Origin of the sequence: Clostridioides sp. ZZV14-6150 (genome assembly GCF_020657875.1) — a bacterium.
GTDB lineage: Bacteria > Bacillota > Clostridia > Peptostreptococcales > Peptostreptococcaceae > Clostridioides.
In genome coordinates this window covers 85,559-100,932 of record NZ_JAGWDA010000011.1, presented here as the reverse complement: position 1 = coordinate 100,932, position 15,374 = coordinate 85,559, and the positions used below count along the sequence as shown (strand labels likewise).

The window sequence follows — 15,374 nt, the reverse complement described above, 5'->3', positions numbered from 1 at the left end:
CATTACTTTATTATAGTATAACAATAAAGCAATATATATACTTACATCTCTCTTTTTACTTCAAAACGCAAAACAGTCTTCAACAAATCAGCATTTGATACTTTACTTTCATTAGTTATATATATTTCACGATGTATATCAGATTTTCTTATAAGTTTATTTTTCTTGCAAAATTCATTCATAATAATAAAACTCTCTGGTTCATTATCATATGAACCTCTATGAAGCATTTGAACACATAGTCCATCATTAATAATTCCAAATTCAACATTTTCAATCAGATTATGTGGCTTTTTCTTTTTTACTATCTCAATTGCTTTGCTTAATAAATCTTGTGTAACAAAGTCTGGTTGACGTATCATTATAGTATAAATCAATTCTTCCTTAATAAGTGTACTTGAACATTTACTATCTTCTGTTTTATCCCATATAGCTTCTAATGGAAAAACAGTATAATCAAAGTAACCTTCTGGCACAATACCCTTTTTAGGCATAGTTTTTATTGCATATGCTAAAGAATATAGAACTCCAATTGCCTCACTAAACTCTTTATCATTTGGATTTCCTTTTCCTTTTATCATAATAAATTTCTGTTCTGGTACATCAACTATTACAGGATTCTCATTAGGTAAATATAACTTTTTATCTTTCTTTCTCCATTCATACTTCATAAAAAATACCTCCGTATATTTATTTTATACATTGATATTATCATGATAAAAGTGACAACAGTGTGTCACAATTTATAAAATAAATTATATTATAAAATCTTCATCTTCTAACTCTTCATAGACCCCTTTTTGATATCCATTACCTTTAGTTGAAAAGAAATCATGTGTTTTAGTTTCAGTACTAAGTCCATTTAACACAATTGGATTGATAGCATTTACAGTATAAAGTCTTTCAAATCCTAAATTTTCTAAAGCTCTATTTGCATTGTATTTCAAAAAATCTACAACCTCTTCTTCAAGTCCACTATCTTTATATATTACATTTGTATACTCTATCTCATTTTCCATAAGAATATCAAGTATAGAATACATCTTATCTTCTAATTTTTTCTTATCAGCATTGTCAAATGAATTGTATATTTCTTGCGCAAGAAGTCCTATATATTTACCATGTAAAGACTCATCTCTAAGAATAAGTGATATTATTTCTCCACTAGCAACCATTTTTCCTTGACCAGACAGATACAATGGATAAAAGAATCCTGAATAAAACAAGAAACTCTCCAAAAACACACTTGTAACCATTGATAAATATAAATTCTTTTGGTTTGTAGTATTTTCATATTGAGCTAAAACTAAATCAGCCTTTCGTTGTAATGTTGGCTCTGTTTCTATCCATTCAAATAAATCATCTATCTCGGAGTTAGAAAGCAAAGTCATAAATATAGAAGAATAACTTTTTGCATGTATTTCTTCCATAGTACCCATAAAAGATAAAACTGCTTTTCTTTGAAGATTATCTGTTAAACTCATCATCGATGGAATCCCATTATTCCCTTGCTTTGTATCCAGTAATGTCAGTCCACCTAATACTTTTTTATATAAATCTTTTTCATTATCATCTAATTCATTCCATACCTTAATATCTTTAGAAACAGATATTTCTTCAGGAAGCCAAAATTGTTTTACATTTTGTTCCCAAAAAGCCTGTGTGAATCCATCTTCTTCTTTATTCCAATTAACTGCATCATGTGTTTTATGTAATTTAAATGTCATATATTTCTCTCCCTATACTGAACATACTAGACACTCATGAGTGTCTCTTGTCATCTTTGTTCTTGTGTAATATAAACTTTTCAGACCTTTTTTATATGCATATATGTAATGTCTAGCTATATCTCTAGTTGTCTTTTCATCTGTAACAAACAATGTTGTTGATATTCCCTGGTCAACATGTTGTTGAACTGTTGATACTAAATCTATAACTTTCCTCATATCCATTCTATATGCTGATTGATAATACAACATATTTTCATTAGTTAAAAATGGCATTGGATATATCGTAGTTGAATCTCCATATGTTCTTACTTCTACTGGCTCAGTAATTGGCATTATACTTGATGTTGCATTTTGAACATAACTAATACTTTGAGTTGGTGCTACTGCCATTAAATATGCATTATATATACCTTTTTCTTTGACCTCATCCAATAATTTTGTCCAGTCTTCTTTTGTTGGTATATAAATACCTTCAAATAATGCTTTTACCTTTTCTAACTTAGGTAGATAAGATTGTTCATAGTATTTTGATAATACCTTGCTTTTTCTTCCCTTAGCATACTCTGATTTTTCAAACCCTTCAAAAGTTTGATTTTTTTCTATAGCTATTTTCATAGATGCTTTAATTGAATAATATCTAATCATTGCAAAAAATACATTAGAAAACTCTATAGCATCCTCTGAAGTATATAAAATATTTTCTCTTATTAAGTATCCATGTAAATTCATAGCTCCCAATCCTATAGAATGAGATTTGCTATTGCTATTATTTACAGTCGGTACTGGCTTTATGTCTGTTTTATCTGCTACAAATGTCAATGCTCTTATCGATGTCTCAACTGTGCTTTCTATAGTTTTATTGTCCATAACATTTGCTATATTTAAAGAACCAAGATTACAACTTATATCTTGACCCCATTTATTTTCTCCACCATAGCCTTCTATTTCTGAAGATGTTTGGTATTGGAATATTTCACAACACAAATTAGACATTTTTACCATACCAACCTCTTTCAATGTATGTTCCCTATTGGCTGTATCTATGTACACTACATATGGATATCCACTTTCTTGTTGCATTTGTGCTATTTTAGTCAACATTTGTCTAGGATTTATTTCTTTTTTTCTTATATCTTCATCATTAACTAACCTATCATACCACTCACTTATTTCTATCTCATCAAGGTAAACTCCATACTTTTTATACACAGTATGAGGATAGAATGCATAGGCTACTTCATTTTTTTCTGCTAACTCCATAAATTTATCAGGTATAATAGCTCCCAGCGATAATGTAGCAAGTCTTATTTTTTCATCAGCATTTATCTTTTTAGTATCCATCAATAATTCAAAATCAGGATGAAATACTGTGAGATAAACTGCACCAGAACCTTGCCTAGCTCCCATCTGATTAAAATAGCTGAATGATTGTTCCAACATTTTAGCTACTCCAACAACACCTCCAGCTGCACCTTCTATATCTTTAATAGATTCACCTGATGCTCTAAGCTTAGATAAGTTTAGTGCAACTCCTCCACCTATTTTTGATAAATGATTTGATGAAGATATAGCATATGAAATACCTTCTGTGCTATCTTCTACAGATAGTAAAAAACATGATACCATTTCTCCTGCTCTTTTTCTTCCAGCATTTAAAAATGTAGGTGTAGCTGGTTGAAATTCTTGTTTTACTATTTTGTCTGCCAAGTTTAAAGCTAGACTCTCATCACCATTTCCTAATGTTAAAGCTACAATTAATACTTTTTCATTATACGTTTCTAATATTTCTTTTCCATCATTACTTTTTAATGCATAATTTTGATAAAATTTATTTGCACTCATATATGACTGAAACTTAAATTTATGTTCCTCAATAAGTTTGTATATCTTTTTGATAAAATCCATGCTGTATTTATGTATTACTTCTTCTAAATAATAACCTTCCTCCATTAAATACTTCAATCTTTCTTCTAGATTGTTAAATTTCTTTAACTTTGGATTTATAAATTCTTCTATGTAACTACTTAGGGCTTCCTTATCCTTTTCCAATTGATATTTCCCTTGTTCATTTTTAATTATCACTTGATTGTTAAGCTCTATCCAATTCATTATTTACCGTCCTTTTAACATAATCTTGTGCTATAATTTCATTTAATTTACTTATTATTTCTTTTAATATTTATCAGTTCAAATTCCAAAAACAACCTATAATTATAGGGCATAATAAGTATTTTCCAAAAACAAAAGCACTACATATAGTTAGTGCTTTATCTATTATATACTACATATAGTATATACACAAATTTTTTTATATCTAAACTTTTATTATTATATCATTGATATTATTTTTATTTAAAGAAGTTAAAATCATAGTTATTATCTTCCTTTCTTTACTTTATTCTCTAAATAAAACCATAAAAATATTTACTCAATGTTTATATGTTACTAGAAATAATAAATCTTCAATAATATATTTAATATTTTATATATTATTTAGAAGTTTTTTGCGCATTGTTATATAATTACATATATGACTATTTTTCTACTAAATATATAAAAATAAATTAGTGAAGGTGATTTTAATGAAAACTGTTTCTAAACAAGAATTAGAAAAAATACTTGATAAACATTATTTGTGGCTTAAAAATAATAATGATGGAGAAAGGGCAGATTTAAAAGAAGTAAGATTAGAAAATATGGATTTAAGAGGATATTGTTTAAGTAATATTGACTTTTCGTGGTCTGACCTAATCAATTTAAATTTAGAAAAGGCAGATTTAGAAAACTCTAGCTTTAAGAATTCTTATTTTTCAGATTGTTCATTAAAAAATTCGATATTAAAAAATGCAGACCTAGGTGGTGCCAATTTTAGATTTTGTGATTTATCTAACTCAGATATTAGAGGAACTAATTTAGAAAATTCTAATTTGGAATATGCTACATTGGATGGAGTAGTATCAGATGAAAGTACTCGTTTTTTTAAATTGTACTGTCCTGAAACAGGTGCATTTGTAGCTTATAAAAAATGTTTTAATTTTAGAATGGTACAATTGTTGATACCAAGTGATGCAAAAAGAGTATCTGCTACATCAAATGCTTGTAGATGTGACAAAGCAAAAGTACTGTCAATTACAAGCATCGATGGTAAAGAATCTTTTAAAAGTGCTCGTGCATATGCTGATGAAAATTTTATATATCGAGTAGGAGAAATGGTGGTAGCTGAAGATTTTCATGAAAATAGATGGAAAGAATCAACTACAGGAATTCACTTTTTTCTAACTAGAGATGAGGCTATTGGTTATCTATAAAGTATTATTTTTTTATTTAAGTGTGTAGTTGAAAATACATAGTAAAAAAATGTATCACTAAATAAACAATTTCTAAAAAGAGTATCTAGAGATTTTAAAAATGCACTTTAAAAATCTACTTACGATACTCTTTTATATATTTTATCATTCCTAAATATGCCATAAATTACAATTTACAGTAAATTATTTTTATCAATACTATCCACTATTTTAGAAACTTTATCTACATATTCTATATTGTCACTCAAATGCTTATAATACTTATTACTCTCACTTTTAGTTCTAAATGAATAAACTTTTTTGTCCAATTTTAAAGCCTCTTTTATAATGTCTATATTTCTTTTATTTGTTTCTCCTACGCTAAATCCTGTGTCTATTATAATCTTAGAATTATTTAAATTTCTAATAGCCAAATCGAAACTTTCATCACTTATTGACTCAAATGGCTTTTCTGTAAACAACTTTATGCCCATAGTCCTACCAATTTCATAATCAATATCATTTTCATGTATTATGCCAGAATATATACCTATACCTCTTTTAGTAAAAGCTCTGTAGATTGGTGTTGCTTTGCCACCTCCACCAATTATAAAAACTTCATTTTTTGATTTATTGCTAATTTCTACTGCACCTAATAAACTGTTAAAATTTTTATCCTCTAATTCATAAAGTGAATTTATCATATTTTCATCTACCATATCTTCTGGCTGACCATACGCTATAACTTTGTTGTTTTTCACAAGAGCAACCTTATCACAACTTTTTAGCGCTATATCTATTTCATGTAATGAAAGTATTACTGATATTGATTTTTCCTTACTTAGTTTTTTTAGTATATTCATAAGTTCTAATCTATGCTTTATATCCAAATGAGTTGTAGGTTCATCTAATATTATTATTTCTGGCTCTTGAACTAATGCTCTTGCAACTAATACCTTTTGTTTTTCACCATCACTAAGTTCATCAAAATATCTTTTTTTTAAATGAAGTGCATTTACAGATTCTAATGAATCATCTACCATTATTAAATCTTTTTTAGATAGATTTCCAAAAAATCCTGTATAAGGGTATCTTCCCATATTAACTACATCTTGTACAGTCATTAAATCTCCTAATAATCTATTTGTAAGTACTAAAGCCATCTTTTTAGATAATGTCTTTCTGGAGATATGATTTATATCTGCATCATTTAAATATATTTCACCTCTTATTGGTGTTATGAGTTTAGATAAAGACCTTAATATAGTAGTTTTACCAGCACCATTACTTCCCAAAAGACATAATATTTCTCCATTTTTTACCTCTATGTTTATGTCACTTACAACTACTTTTTTATCATATCCAACACTTAAATTATTAGTTCTCAACATGTCTAAGCCCTATCCTTCCTTTTCATCAATAACATTATTACAATTGGAGCACCTAATAATGAAGTTATTGCACTTATTGGTAATTCTATTGGCGACAAAATTACTCTGGATACTAAATCACAAAGAGCTGTAACTATACTTCCTAAAAGAATTACTACTGGTATCAATACTCTATTGTCCGATGTTCTAAATATCAATTTTGCTATTTGTGGTACTGCAAGACCAATAAATCCTATAGGACCTGCAAATGCTGATACTATTGCTGCTAGTATACTAGATATAAATACTACCAAAAATCTAAAAAATTTTATATTTACACCAATACTCTTTGCATACTCTTCCCCTAGTAAAAAAGCATTTAGAGGTTTTATTATGAATATAGTCATCAAAAGACCTAATATGCCGACTAACATAAGTATTTCTACTTTTTCCCATGTAAATCCTGAGAAACTTCCCATAGACCACATAGTAAATTCTTTTAATTTTTCATTATTTGCAAATGATTGTAATATATTTGTTATTCCACTACATACATATCCAGTCATAATTCCTATAACTAAAAGCGTTGTTATATTTTTTACTTTGCTGGCAAATAGAATAACTATAGACATTACAATTAAAGCTCCTACAAATGCGGCTATAAATATACTCATTGAATTTATACTTTCAAATCCTAATGTATATCCGCCTAAAATCATCAGTGCTACTGATAAAGTGGCACCTGAAGACACACCTAAGATATATGGTTCAACTATTGGGTTTTTGAAAAATATCTGTAGTAAAATACCAGATACTGCTAAGCAAGCACCTCCTACCATAGTTGCAAGAACTCTAGGAATCCTTATATTATAGATTATTTTATAGTGTTCTGTACTATCTATTCCTCTTAATACAACATCTATTATTTCTTTAAATTCGATTTTTACAGAACCAAATGCTACACATATCAAAAAAGTAAGTATTATGCCTACAATTAAGGTTATAAATATAGTAGTATTTTTAATTCTGCTTTTATTGATAAAGTCCATCTATATACTCCTCTTATTAAAAACTACATTAACTCAAATTTATAAAGTTTACTTGTTAATTTAATCTTATCTATTACTTATCATAATTTACATAATGCTTAATTTTTTCACCAGTAGTACCTGGGTGAAACATTTCAACCAAATCTACTATTAATTCATCTGTCCTATCCACCGATTGATAATAATCTGGAGCAAACACCCATAAATTCCCTTTTTTGACAACATCTAAATCAGATAACACTGGTGCACTAGATTTTATAGACTCTAAATTTGGTGCATAATCTGAACTTGATGAATACACAAATATATCTGCATCTTTTGCTACTTCGTGCAATTGCTCAATACTTACTCGCCCTTCATTTGAATCTATTGAGGCACAAGCATTTATTCCACCTGCCATGTTTATCATATTATCTACATATGAATTTTTAGGTGCTATATAAGCATTACCTTCATATACAGACGCCCATACAACTTTAGGTTTACTTTTATTTTTTATTTTTTTACTAACTTCTTCTATTTTTTGTACTGTTTTATCTAATTCACTAGTAGCTATATCCTCTTTATCATAAAATGCAGCTATTAAGCTTGTCCACTCCATTCTTCCAAATGGATTTTGTTCTTTATATTCATTATCTACAACATAGTTAAGTCCCAATTCTTCTAACTTATCTATAAACTTTGTATCTGCTTCTGATAAACCACTACTCACTATAGTCAAGTCAGGATTTAAGTCTACTATTTTTTCATAGTCTGGTGCTAAATTTGAACCGACATAATGTATCTTTCCATCTTTCATTAAATTTTTAATTTCTTTGATAGTCCAATATTGTTCTTCTGTTGTTACTGCTTTTATACTATCTAACTCACCTATCGTCCTTAAAGAGCAAGCTTGTGTTGTAGATGCTATCAATACATTATCCACAGGTGTCCTAACTATATTTGCATTCTTGTATTTTTCAGGTATTTTTATCTTTTTAGGAATCAAAATTAGTTCTCTATTATCTCCATCAACAACCTTTTTAATTCCATCTTCTAAATTCTCAACACTAAACCCACTTGCATATTTTAATTCTAGTTTTTCACCGCTATTAACTTGTTCATTGTTGTTATCTTTTTTGCTACAACCTACAATACCTCCTACGAAAAAAACTACCATTACAATTAAGAAAAACTGCTTTAAAACATTTGATTTAAATTTCATTACTTTCACTCCATTATTTTATTTTTTATGAGTGGCTACATATATTTTAAAAAGACATTTTACTAAAATTAATTTTATAAATATAACTTTTTAGTAAAATAAAAAACTTCTCCTAAATTAGCAAGGAGAAGCTTCTATATCAATTTTATAAAAAATGAATTGATATCTCATTTTATTATAAACTACAATCTCCACCCTAAATTGTATTTATGTAATACTGGGCAGGTCTCCTGACTCACGGCTTTTCCTCCATCAACCTTCCCAAAATTACTATGAATCTCAGTGGATTTGATTTTGTATCCGTATACAGTAGCGGGGGCTGTAGTGAATTTACATCACTTTCCCTATTAAACTAAAATAGTACCCTAGTATTATTTATATTTAATTTTTCATTAAGATAATTGTAGTTTATTGTTAATTACTTTGCAAGGTTGATTTAATATATCCACTCAAAAAGAGGGTTTAAAATGACTATAAAAATCAATTTAAAACCCTCTTTATCTTCCTAGTTTATATTTAATTCATCCATCAAATCTTTAATTTTACATACTTGATTTTCATTTGGCTTTATAAATGGAGCAGTTACATAATCACTTATTTCTAATCCTCTAATATTCATAGCTTTCTTCATTGCTGGTATAAATGGATTTGTTATTGAATAAAAATCCATTGCTTTATTAATATATTTTTGAATTTCAATAACTTTGTCCATATCTTTATTATTATAAGCTTCAGCCCATTTAGAACATACTTCTGGAATTAGATTTGATAATCCTCCTATACATCCTGCTCCTCCAGACATTAAGTTGTGTATAAAATTTTCATCATATCCACTATATATCTTAAAATTTGGGAACTCTGTTTTCATAGTATTTATTAAATCTCTAGTATGTCCCATTAAAGTTACTGTATCTTTATATCCAACTATGTTTTTATGCTTTCTTGCAAGCTTTAATGTAAGTTCTGGACTTAAATCATAACCAGTTCTATCTGGATAATTATATAGGTATATTTCTGCATCTGTGTTTTCAGCTATCTTACTGTAAAACAGTTCAATACTATCATCATCAAGTGAGAAATAATAAGGACTTATTATCATAACTCCATCTGCTCCACTATTATGTGCATAATTTGAAAGTTCTATAGACTCATCTGCACACATACGACTTGTACCTATAAACACTTTAACCCTCTTATCGACATGATTAATTACTAAATCTATAAGCTCTTTTTGCATATCCATAGACATATTAAAGAACTCTCCAGTACTTCCCATTATAACTAGACCATCTACTCCCCCATCTATAAGGTAATCATATACTTTTTTGTTTCCTTCTCTATCTAAATTTCCGTCTTCATCAAATATTGTAACAACTGGTGTCAAAAATTCTGCTTTCATAATTTAAACTCCTAAAATTTATTTTGATATGTTCATTTAATATGTTTATAGCCCATGTTTTAAAATTATATAATAAAACATTTACTTAACATAATTTTTCAATATTCCAATACTTTCAATCTCACATTCAATTACATCTCCACTATTCATATATCGAGGAGGAGAAAAGCCCATCCCTACTCCAGAAGGTGTTCCAGTAGCTATAATATCTCCTGCCTCTAAAGTCATCCCTTTTGAAAGTTGTGAAATTATATCTGAGATATCTGATATGAATAACTCTGTATTAGAATTTTGTCTTTCTTCATTATTTACTCTACTATATACATTAAGTTTTACTGGAAAAGAAATTGCACTTTTATGTAAGATACATGGCCCTAAAGATGTAAATGTATCTAATCCCTTTCCCCTAAACCATTGAACATGTTCTTTTTGCAACTTTCTAGCAGAAATATCATTTATCACAGTGTAACCAAAGATATAATCTTCTACATCTTCTTTTTCTATATTAACACCTGTTTTACCTATTACTACTCCAAGTTCAACCTCATAATCCAACTGATTATTTATATCAAAATGAGCATCTATCTCGTCTTCTGGACCTATTGCCTTTGTCACACGTTTTGTAAAATAGACTGTTTTCTCAGGTTCTTCAAAGCTACTATCAAAATGAGTTTGAGTTTCTTCAAGATGTTTTTTATAGTTTACTCCTACACATAAAATGTCATGTATTGGCTTTTCTATAGGAACATGTATAGTGCATTTTTCTCTTTTAAAAACATTATAGGCATTAAATGATTCTTCACTTATAATATTTTTTAACTTAATAATATCATCCTGAGATACGCTTTGAATTAAATCAATTACATCTATAAAAAATTTACTAAGACTTATGGAATTGACATCGATAATAAACAATTCATCCTTTGAGAGAATTCCTACCTTTTTAGATGTATCTTCAATACTACTAAAACTAACAAACTTCATACTATCACCCTTTAGTAAAATTCTAAATGCATACCTTTTTAAGTCCTATATTTTATACATAATTACACACTCTAGCTATTGCCATTTCAGTATATCCCAGTGATTCTGCTTTTGATTGCTTACCATTTGCTACATCTACAACTAGATTTAATAAATCATCTGTCAATTCTTCCATTGTCTGTGGTCCATATATAACTGGACTAGCATCAAAATCCATATTATCTTCCATATTTGCAAAAGTTATTTTATTTCCAGTTATTTTTATTACTGGAGCTATTGGATTTCCTGATGGAGTCCCTCTCCCTGTACTAAATACTACGACTTGAGCTCCTCCTGCAACCATACCCGCAACAGATGAAGCATCATTTCCTGGTGTATCCATTATTACAAGACCCTTCTTATCAATTTGCTTTGCATAATCATATACTTCACTTATTACTCTGTGCCCACCTTTGTGTATACAGCCTAGTGATTTTTCTTCCAAGCTTGTAAGTCCACCAGCTATATTTCCAGGAGATGGATTTCCTTCTCTAACTTCTTCTCCAACTAATTTTAATGAATTTTCATATCTATGTACTATATGTAGTATTTTTTCTTTTACCTCTTCATTTACTGCTCTTCTAGCTAATATATGTTCTGCTCCTATAAATTCAGTAGTTTCACTTAAAATTGAAGTAGACCCTAAATCAACAAGTCTATCACTTAATTCTCCTATTAGCGGATTAGCAGCTAGCCCACTTGTTGGGTCAGACCCTCCACATTCAGTCCCTAATATAAGTTCAGATATTGGAAATTCTTCTTTTCTAAGTAAAGAAGCTTCTTGTGCCATTTCTCTAGCATAACGAACAGCTTTTTCTATAGTTTTCAAAGTTCCATGCTCTTCTTGTATTACAAGAGTCTTTATTGGTTTATTTGTTCTCTCTTTTATTGCATCAACTACCAAGTCATTTTGACAATTTTCACAACCTAAAGACACAACTATTACACCATATACATTAGGATTTGCTGCGTATCCAGCCATAACATCCATAGTTAATTGTTGGTCTGAACTTACTTGAGAACATCCATTTTGATTATTAAAAGTAACAGCCCCTTGAACTTGTGAGGCTATAATTCTCGTTGTATCTGATGCACACACACTTGTAGGTAATATTAATATGTGATTTCTTATACCAACTCTTCCATCTGGTCTTTTATATCCATAAAATTTCATATTGATTTCCTCCTAAAATAGTCTCTTTATCATACTTTATGTGATTTTCTTGTACTATAAATTTTATTCTTATTGCTAATTAGCTAACTAAAATCATTCTTATTCAATCATTCAACACAAAATACTTTAATCATTTAATACTAAATACTACTTTGCTTGAATTATAAATGTTACTTTATATGTTCGATACAATTTGTTTATCTAAATCTTCCCTAACACTTTTAACATTGTGAATATGTACATGTTGACCAATTTTTATTTCTTGATTAGCTTCTCCTATGTGTTCTCCATATTTAGTAACTTTATCTCCCTCAGCCATATCCTTTATAGCCAATTTATGATAAATAGTTATATCATCTAAAGCTGTTATTGTCTTTATTGTTTTATCTTTTAATTTAAATTTAATTTCACTGTTCTTAGATATTGCCTCAATAGCTACTGCAACATTATCTTTTTCATCAATTATCACTGCATTTATCATTATCTTTGTTCTCCTTTATAAATAATATAATTTTATTAATATACAAAATCATCTTAGTAATTATATATCTGTATTCATCAGGCTACTATTGTCCCATCATCTTTTTGTTTTGGGAATTTAGGACATCCATGCTTCTTGGCCCACCAGCTAGTTATAAGAGGAACTAATATCGCAGTAACAACTACTGCAGCTGCTACTTGAGTTGTAGCTGTTGCAACATATGGCTGCCATGTTGGGTCAACTAATGCAACAGCAGCAGGAACAGCAATTGCATTCCCTGCAGTTGTGGCTACAGCCCATCCTGCATACCCTGGACGTTTCCCTATAAATCTATCACAGAATACTATAAATATACCTCCTACAAACACAGATATTAATCCAAGCAATACTCCAGATAGACCTCCTTTTAATATACTTGCAAGATTTATACTACTTCCAAGTGCAAATCCTACAAAAGGTACTAATAAATTACATCCTGGTTCTAAAAATTCTTTCATCTTTTTGTCAAAATTACCTATTATCATACCAACAAGTATTGGCACAATTGCAGCCAATAATGACATTAATGGAACATTTGCAAGTCCTGAAGTTCCAAGAGCTATCAATGTAAAAAATGGCCCATCGTTCAAAGTAAGTAAACTCATAGTTGCACAATCTGTTTCATCTCCATATGAAGTCATTAATGAGAGATATATACTACCATTACTATTTGTAACTGCACTTATAACTGCCAAAGTTGTAAGACCTAATACTCCATCCATTCCAAATAATTTTCCTATAAGTATACCTATTAAAGCACCTATAGCAAATTTAGAGCCAAGAAGTATGCCTCCTCTTTTTAATACTTTTGGCATTTCTTTAAATTGAAGCTGAGTTCCAAGACATACTAGTTGAACCCCTATTATAGTTGCAGAGCCAACACTTGAGAATACTGCTGTTGTAAATGAACCTATTTGTACAATATCTGGGCAAAATGTATTAATGAAAGCTGCTATAAACATTGGAACTATCATCATACCTGCAGGAATTTTTTTAATAAAATCCATTATCATAAAGTTACTCCTCCTAAAACATGATATTTAATTACTCTTATTAAATTTTTTAGCTTTAATTTTAACGGCCGTTTCGGTTCGTATTTAAGAACTAAGTTTTTATTTACGAATCTTTGAATTAATGATAGCATTTTCCTAATTATGAGTCAATAAAAAAAATAAATTTTTGTCAAAATTTTTTCAAATTATCTGATAATATATCAATAGTTATCAATTATCTTCATTATATGCAAAATATAAAAAGTAATTTTTCTCAATTCACATCTATATATCACAATTTATATAATTTAAATTCATAATATTTCGATATTTATATATAAAATACGGTTATTATTGTCTTATCTTAAATTATATAGCTAAATACAGTGTACTTTCTTCAGGTATATTTTGGAAATTATTTCAAGTTTTCAATATAAATTTTCATAAAAAAAATCATATACAAATATTTACAATTAAAGCTTATTTGTATATACAGTCATATATTTTATTTCTACATTGTAAATTATCATACATTATGCTAAAATCAACATATTCTAACACTTTAAATTAACAAAGATAGGGGGAAATTTATGACTTCAGATAATCATCGCCCAACAGCTAGGATATTAGATATTTTAGAAGCATTAGCTGAATCTGAGAATGGATATACTCTTACAGAAATAGCAGATGCTATCAATGCTCCAAAAAGTAGTATCTTTCCTATAGTTCATACACTTAATGCTAGAAAATACATTACTATTGATAAAAATACGTCTAAATATTCCATAGGTATACGTTCTTACACATTAGGGTCTTCGTTTTTTGAAAAAAGAACTATTTTTAACTACATAATTGACGAAATGACTAATATAGTTAATTCTTGTTCTGAAACTTGTCAACTTGGTATACTTGACAATAACGAAGTTCTTTATATTGGAAAAGTTGACTCTCCAGAGCCAATTAGACTTATTTCTTATGTTGGTAAAAAGATACCTGCTAATTGTACAGGTCTTGGAAAAGCACTTTTATGTGATTTTGATAAGGAAAAACTAATAAGTTTATATCCAGATGGGTTAAAAGGATTTACAAAAAAATCAATTACTGACTTTGATATTTTATATGACCAGCTTCTTGAAGTTCGTGAAACTCAAATAGCTTCAGAATGTGAAGAATCAATGGAATATCTAAAATGCCTTGCTGTACCAATAAGAAAAAATGGATGTATAAGAGCCGCTGTTAGTGTAACACTTCCACTTTTTAGGTCTAGTGAAGAAAAAATAGAACTGATAAAAAAATTACTTTTAAATGCACAAAAAAACATTCAATCTATGATGGAAGAACGTAATGAAGATATTATAATAAATTAGATTGATAAAAACAAAGTTGCTGACTTAATTACAGTAACTTTGTTTTTTTATGCTCTTTTTTATTTTTAATATTTTTATTGACATGATAAAAATACTATGTTAAATTCTAATCATAATCGTAATTACGAACTTAGTTCTTATATAAAAACTCGCAATATGTATTTTAACCTCAAAACCAATATATAATATGTGAATTAGTATAAGACTATTATAGGTATGTATATTTTACATAAAAATTAATTCAAAAAAGGAGATTTTA

The 15,374-nt window shown here is 28.6% G+C and carries 13 protein-coding genes and 1 riboswitch; of the genes, 2 read left to right on the top strand and 11 right to left on the bottom strand.

Going from position 1 to position 15,374, the window contains the following annotated elements; translation table 11 throughout:
• Window positions 1-41: 41 nt before the first annotated feature.
• The 3 genes from KGF41_RS13685 to nrdE form a co-directional block, all read right to left on the bottom strand.
• Window positions 42-671: a GyrI-like domain-containing protein gene (locus KGF41_RS13685; protein ID WP_227856746.1), complete on the bottom strand. Its 630-nt coding sequence runs from the start codon at window positions 669-671 to the stop codon at window positions 42-44.
• An 84-nt stretch (window positions 672-755) separates the two neighbouring features.
• Complete coding sequence (gene nrdF, locus KGF41_RS13680) at window positions 756-1,727, bottom strand: class 1b ribonucleoside-diphosphate reductase subunit beta (RefSeq protein WP_227829592.1); 972 nt, start codon at window positions 1,725-1,727, stop codon at window positions 756-758.
• A 12-nt stretch (window positions 1,728-1,739) separates the two neighbouring features.
• On the bottom strand, window positions 1,740-3,839 hold the full coding sequence (gene nrdE, locus KGF41_RS13675; protein ID WP_227829593.1) for a class 1b ribonucleoside-diphosphate reductase subunit alpha: 2,100 nt from the start codon (window positions 3,837-3,839) through the stop codon (window positions 1,740-1,742).
• Between the two features lie 473 nt (window positions 3,840-4,312).
• Here nrdE and KGF41_RS13670 point away from each other — a divergent pair, with 473 nt between their 5' ends.
• Complete coding sequence (locus tag KGF41_RS13670; RefSeq protein ID WP_227829594.1) at window positions 4,313-5,038, top strand: pentapeptide repeat-containing protein; 726 nt, start codon at window positions 4,313-4,315, stop codon at window positions 5,036-5,038.
• 173 nt (window positions 5,039-5,211) lie between these two features.
• On the opposite strand, the gene KGF41_RS13665 is transcribed toward KGF41_RS13670, so the two are convergent.
• The 8 genes from KGF41_RS13665 to KGF41_RS13630 all read right to left on the bottom strand — a co-directional run bounded on the left by KGF41_RS13665 (window position 5,212) and on the right by KGF41_RS13630 (window position 13,769).
• Window positions 5,212-6,408 carry an ABC transporter ATP-binding protein gene (locus tag KGF41_RS13665; protein ID WP_227856745.1) on the bottom strand — a complete coding sequence of 399 codons (1,197 nt, stop codon included), beginning with the start codon at window positions 6,406-6,408 and terminating at the stop codon, window positions 5,212-5,214.
• Between the two features lie 2 nt (window positions 6,409-6,410).
• Window positions 6,411-7,436: a FecCD family ABC transporter permease gene (locus KGF41_RS13660; protein WP_227829596.1), complete on the bottom strand. Its 1,026-nt coding sequence runs from the start codon at window positions 7,434-7,436 to the stop codon at window positions 6,411-6,413.
• 73 nt (window positions 7,437-7,509) lie between these two features.
• A complete protein-coding gene (locus KGF41_RS13655) occupies window positions 7,510-8,640 on the bottom strand; it encodes an ABC transporter substrate-binding protein (protein ID WP_227829597.1) in 1,131 nt (376 codons plus the stop codon).
• A 202-nt stretch (window positions 8,641-8,842) separates the two neighbouring features.
• A riboswitch (cobalamin riboswitch) is annotated at window positions 8,843-9,023 on the bottom strand.
• Window positions 9,024-9,145: 122 nt separating this feature from the next.
• Window positions 9,146-10,039 carry a dihydrodipicolinate synthase family protein gene (locus tag KGF41_RS13650; protein WP_227856744.1) on the bottom strand — a complete coding sequence of 298 codons (894 nt, stop codon included), beginning with the start codon at window positions 10,037-10,039 and terminating at the stop codon, window positions 9,146-9,148.
• A gap of 81 nt (window positions 10,040-10,120) precedes the next feature.
• Entirely contained in the window at window positions 10,121-11,023 is a 903-nt protein-coding gene (locus KGF41_RS13645; RefSeq protein ID WP_227829599.1) for a fumarylacetoacetate hydrolase family protein, read from the bottom strand.
• Window positions 11,024-11,075: 52 nt separating this feature from the next.
• A complete protein-coding gene (locus tag KGF41_RS13640; RefSeq protein ID WP_227829600.1) occupies window positions 11,076-12,236 on the bottom strand; it encodes a UxaA family hydrolase in 1,161 nt (386 codons plus the stop codon).
• 175 nt (window positions 12,237-12,411) lie between these two features.
• Window positions 12,412-12,717, bottom strand: coding sequence for a UxaA family hydrolase (locus KGF41_RS13635; protein ID WP_227829601.1), 306 nt, complete (start codon window positions 12,715-12,717; stop codon window positions 12,412-12,414).
• Between the two features lie 77 nt (window positions 12,718-12,794).
• A complete protein-coding gene (locus KGF41_RS13630; RefSeq protein ID WP_227829602.1) occupies window positions 12,795-13,769 on the bottom strand; it encodes a 2-keto-3-deoxygluconate permease in 975 nt (324 codons plus the stop codon).
• Between the two features lie 569 nt (window positions 13,770-14,338).
• Between KGF41_RS13630 and KGF41_RS13625 the strand changes: the two genes are divergently transcribed.
• Entirely contained in the window at window positions 14,339-15,115 is a 777-nt protein-coding gene (locus KGF41_RS13625) for an IclR family transcriptional regulator (protein WP_227829603.1), read from the top strand.
• Window positions 15,116-15,374: the final 259 nt, after the last annotated feature.